The organism is Micromonospora sp. ATLC20 (genome assembly GCF_057196585.1).
Map to the genome: position 1 here is coordinate 1 of NZ_JBXUOV010000298.1, position 3,972 is coordinate 3,972.

Annotated in this window: 4 protein-coding genes and 1 pseudogene; 2 read left to right on the forward strand and 3 right to left on the reverse strand. The window is 74.3% G+C overall.

Going from position 1 to position 3,972, the window contains the following annotated elements; translation table 11 throughout:
• Positions 1–307: pseudogene (locus tag AC2CHG_RS30365) on the forward strand (NUDIX hydrolase); the annotation flags it as partial.
• Between the two features lie 129 nt (positions 308–436).
• Here AC2CHG_RS30365 and trpA read toward each other — a convergent pair.
• The 3 genes from trpA to trpC are packed head-to-tail and all read right to left on the reverse strand — an operon-like array spanning position 437 to position 3,309.
• Entirely contained in the window at positions 437–1,240 is an 804-nt protein-coding gene (gene trpA / locus AC2CHG_RS30370; RefSeq protein ID WP_463840182.1) for a tryptophan synthase subunit alpha, read from the reverse strand.
• A 4-nt stretch (positions 1,241–1,244) separates the two neighbouring features.
• Positions 1,245–2,471: a tryptophan synthase subunit beta gene (gene trpB, locus AC2CHG_RS30375; protein WP_262014631.1), complete on the reverse strand. Its 1,227-nt coding sequence runs from the start codon at positions 2,469–2,471 to the stop codon at positions 1,245–1,247.
• Positions 2,472–2,505: 34 nt separating this feature from the next.
• On the reverse strand, positions 2,506–3,309 hold the full coding sequence (trpC, locus tag AC2CHG_RS30380; RefSeq protein ID WP_194801305.1) for an indole-3-glycerol phosphate synthase TrpC: 804 nt from the start codon (positions 3,307–3,309) through the stop codon (positions 2,506–2,508).
• 445 nt (positions 3,310–3,754) lie between these two features.
• Here trpC and AC2CHG_RS30385 point away from each other — a divergent pair.
• Positions 3,755–3,972, forward strand: a 218-nt coding sequence (locus tag AC2CHG_RS30385; RefSeq protein ID WP_484526100.1) for a hypothetical protein, incomplete at its 3' end; no start/stop codon positions are given.

Here is a 3,972-nt window from a genome sequence, read left to right on the forward strand (position 1 = left end):
GCGCTGCGGCGGGCGCCCGGACGTGCTGGTGCACGTGTTCCGCGCCGGGCCGGCCGACGTCGAGCCGTCGGGCGAACCGTCGGCCGGGTGCCTGCCGCGGTGGTGGCCGCCGCAGGAACTGCCCGACGTGCTGACCCCCACCACGCGCGCGGCGATCGCGGACGCGCTCGCCGGCCGTGCCGGCGTGCTGCGGCACACGACCGCCGCCGACGCGCTCACGCCACCCGGCGACGGACAGCCCGGCGACGGGCCGCCCGCCCCGCCCGGCCAGCGCGCATCCGAGCAGGCCGACAGCAGTAGCCGCTGACCACCCTCCCGCTCACGCGGAACGCTCGCGCATGATCGACACCAGTTCGGCGAAGTGGCGGCGTCCTGGCGTCCATGACCACGCCAGCTCGGCGTAATGGAGTCGATCAAGGGCATGGCGAGCCGGCCGTCAGCGAGCGGGGTTGCGGACGCCCTCGGCCAGTTCGGCGCTGAGCTTGCGCAGGGCGGTCAGGCCGGCGGCCTGGTCCGGGGCGTCCAGCACGCAGCGGACCAGCGCGCTGCCCACGATCACCGCGTCGGCGTACCCGGCCACGGTGGCGGCCTGCGCACCGGTGCCCACGCCCAGCCCGACGCCGACCGGGATGTCGGTGACCTCGCGCAGCCGGGAGACCAGGATCGGCGCCGCCTCGGAGGTCTGCGCGCGGGCGCCGGTGACGCCCATGATCGCGGTGGCGTAGACGAAGCCGCGGCAGTGCTCGACGGTCATCCGCAGCCGCGCGTCGGTCGAGGACGGCGAGACCAGGAACGTGCGGTCCAGGCCGTGCGCGTCGGAGGCGGCCAGCCACTCGGCGGCCTCGTCCGGGATCAGGTCCGGCGTGACCAGGCCGGTGCCGCCGGCGGCGGCCATGTCGCGGGCGAACGCGTCCACGCCGTACTGCTCGATCGGGTTCCAGTAGGTCATGGTGACCACGCTCGCCCCGGTCGCGGCGACCGCCTCGACCACGCGCAGCGCGTCCGCGACGCGGACACCGCCGGCCAGCGCGATGTCGCTCGCCTTCTGGATGACCGGGCCGTCCATCACCGGGTCGGAGTACGGGATCTCCACCTCGATGACGTCCACGCCCGCCTCGACCATGGCCTTCATGGCGGCGATGCTGCCCTCGACGGTCGGGAAGCCCGCCGGCATGCAGCCGACCAGCACCGCCCGCCCGTCCGCCCGCGCCTTGTCGAAGGCGACCCCGATGCGGCTCACGCTGTCACTCCTTGTCGAGGATGCCGAAGTACGCGCCGGCGGTGTGCACGTCCTTGTCGCCCCGCCCGGACAGGTTGACCACGATCACCGGCTCCCGGCCCAGCTCCTCGGCGAGCCGGGGCGCGACGGCGCGGGCACCGGCGAGCGCGTGCGCGCTCTCGATCGCCGGGATGATCCCCTCGGTGCGGCAGAGCAGCTCGAACGCGGCCATCGCGTCGGCGTCGTCCACCGGCAGGTAGGTGGCCCGGCCGGTGTCGTGCAGCCAGGCGTGCTCCGGGCCGACGCCCGGGTAGTCCAGGCCGGCCGAGATCGAGTGCGACTCGATGGTCTGCCCGTCGGCGTCCTGGAGGACGTACGTGCGGGTGCCGTGCAGCACGCCGGACGAGCCGCCGGTGATGCTGGCGGCGTGCCGCCCGGTGTCGACGCCCTCGCCGCCGGCCTCGAAGCCGTAGAGCCGCACGCCGGCGTCCGGCACGAACGCGTGGAAGATGCCCAGCGCGTTGGAGCCGCCGCCGACGCAGGCCGCGACCGCGTCCGGCAGCGCGCCGGTCAGGTCCAGGCACTGCCGGCGCGCCTCCTCGCCGATGCCGCGCACGAAGTCGCGGACCATCTCCGGGAACGGGTGCGGCCCGGCGGCGGTGCCGATCAGGTAGTGGGTGTCCTCGACGTTGGCGACCCAGTCCCGCATCGCCTCGTTCATCGCGTCCTTGAGCGTGCGCGAGCCGGTGGTCACCGGGACGACTGTGGCGCCGAGCATCCGCATCCGCGCCACGTTCAGCGCCTGCCGCTCGGTGTCCACCTGGCCCATGTAGACCACGCATTCCAGGTCGAACAGGGCGGCGGCGGTGGCGGTGGCGACGCCGTGCTGGCCGGCACCGGTCTCCGCGATGACCCGCCGCTTGCCCATCCGCTTGGTGAGCAGCGCCTGGCCCAGCACGTTGCGGACCTTGTGCGCACCGGTGTGGTTGAGGTCCTCGCGCTTGAGCAGGACCCGCGCGCCGATCTGCGCGGAGAACCGCCGGGCCTCGTAGAGCAGCGAGGGCGTGCCGGCGTAGTCGCGCAGCAGCGCGTCGAACTCGGCGAGGAAGTCCTCGTCGCCCATCGCCTTCCGGTACGCCGCGTCCAGCTCGTCGAGCGCGGCGACGAGCGCCTCGGGGACGAACCGGCCGCCGAACCGGCCGAAGTGACCGGCGGAGTCGGGGACCGGGCCGGTTGCGGGTGCGGCGCTCATCGCGGGCGTCCTCTCGGGTCGGGTGCCCGGCGGCTCAGCGCACCGGGCGGGGCGTGGCCGGGTGGTTACCGGCGTTGACCAGCTCGGCCACCGCTTCGCGCGGGCTCTTCTGGGTGACCAGGCCCTCGCCCACCAGCACGGCGTCGGCGCCGGCGGAGGCGTAGCGGATCAGGTCGTGCGGACCGCGCACCCCGGACTCGGCGATCTTGACGACGCTGCTCGGCAGGCCGGGCGCGATCCGCTCGAACACCGAGCGGTCGACCTCCAGGGTACGCAGGTCGCGGGCGTTCACGCCGATGACCTGCGCGCCGGCCTCCAGGGCGCGGTCCGCCTCCTCCTCGGTGTGCACCTCGACCAGCGCGGTCATGCCGAGCGACTCGATCCGCTCCAGCAGCCCGACCAGCGCGTTCTGCTCCAGCGCGGCGACGATCAGCAGCACCAGGTCGGCGCCGTGCGCGCGGGCCTCGTGCACCTGGTAGCTGGAGACCACGAAGTCCTTGCGCAGCACCGGCACGTTCACCGCGGCCCGCACGGCGGCCAGGTCGTCGAGCGACCCGCCGAACCAGCGGCCCTCGGTGAGCACGCTGATCGCCCGCGCGCCACCTGCCGCGTAGTCACCGGCCAGGTCGGCCGGGTCGGCGATCTCGGCCAGCCGCCCCTTGGACGGCGACGAGCGCTTCACCTCGGCGATCACCGCGACGCCGGGGCGGCGCAGGGCCGCGTACGCGTCGAGCGGTGGCGGCGCCGCGGCGGCCAGCTCCCGGATCCGCTCCAGCGGAACCTGCTCCTGGCGCCGGGCGACGTCCTCCCGCACGCCGGCCAGGATCTCGTCGAGCACCCCTGCGGACGGCGCCGCTCCGGCGTCGTCCCCCTCCGCGTGCGCATGCTCAGCAGTCACCAACGGACTCCCCTCTCCGGGCGTCATGGGCCGATGCTAGGGGGCGCCACCTGGCGACGAGTGCCGGGGGGTATGGCGCACCTCACGACATGGGCTGTGGCATGATGGCCGACTTCCGGTGAACGCCATGTCACGCAGCGCCACCGCTGGCATCGACCGTCACCCATCCCCTATCTCACCACGATCGTTCCGGGCCCGCAGGACGGGTTCCGGCGATGGGCTGTGACCAAGCTCAAGGACCTCCGGCCCTGCCCAGGTCGTCCCCGGTGCGGCAGCGTTGACCTGTGCTTCACGGCGGCGAAACGTCCGCCCGGAAGCATCGTCGTCGGGCACACTCGACGCCGGCGGCTGCCGACCGTCGCCAACGATCTCGTATGGGGTGACCATGAGCGCCAACGGGCCGACCCAGACCATCGGCTTGACCACCATCTCCCGTACCGTCGCCTCCCTCGCCGTCGGCGTGGTGGACACGCTCGAACGCGCGGTGGCCGGCGACGGCCGGATGCGTACCGCCCGCGGCAACGCCTGGGAGGCGGTCTGCGCCGACCGGGCCCGCGCCGCGCAGCGCCGCGAGCTGGAGCGGCTGGTGGCCGAGCTGGCCGC